This window comes from Achromobacter sp. SIMBA_011, assembly GCF_046535435.1.
GTDB lineage: Bacteria > Pseudomonadota > Gammaproteobacteria > Burkholderiales > Burkholderiaceae_B > Achromobacter > Achromobacter dolens.
On record NZ_JAWRWN010000145.1, the window covers coordinates 1 to 348 of the forward strand.

The following is a 348-nucleotide window of genomic DNA, read 5'->3' on the forward strand; positions in this document are numbered from 1 at the left end:
TTCCAGTTCGTCGGCCATCGATTGCCCACTGAGTTTCATAACGCGGCTACGCAGGTCGATGAAGGGTTCGATGCGCGCCCCGTCTTCATTGTATTCGGGCACTTCATAGATAAACCAGGACACTTTTCTCTCCCAGAAAAAGGCAGCTATTTTAACAGCGGGCGTGCCAGGCGACTCGACGCTGCTGCCTCGATCACTCGCAGCAAGTGATGGCAATGAAAACGGCCAACTGCGAGTAACGGCGTCGTCGGCGGAGTACGGCCATGGACACGCGGTCGTAGCTGGCGCGCTTATTCTTGAGCCGTTATGACGAGATCACGACGGCATGCCGACATTTCAATTTTCCGT

At 55.2% G+C, this 348-nt stretch carries 1 pseudogene; it reads right to left on the minus strand.

Features of this window, described 5'->3' with window-relative positions:
- Window positions 1–123 (minus strand): annotated as a pseudogene (locus tag SB816_RS30300) (helicase); the annotation flags it as partial.
- Window positions 124–348: the final 225 nt, after the last annotated feature.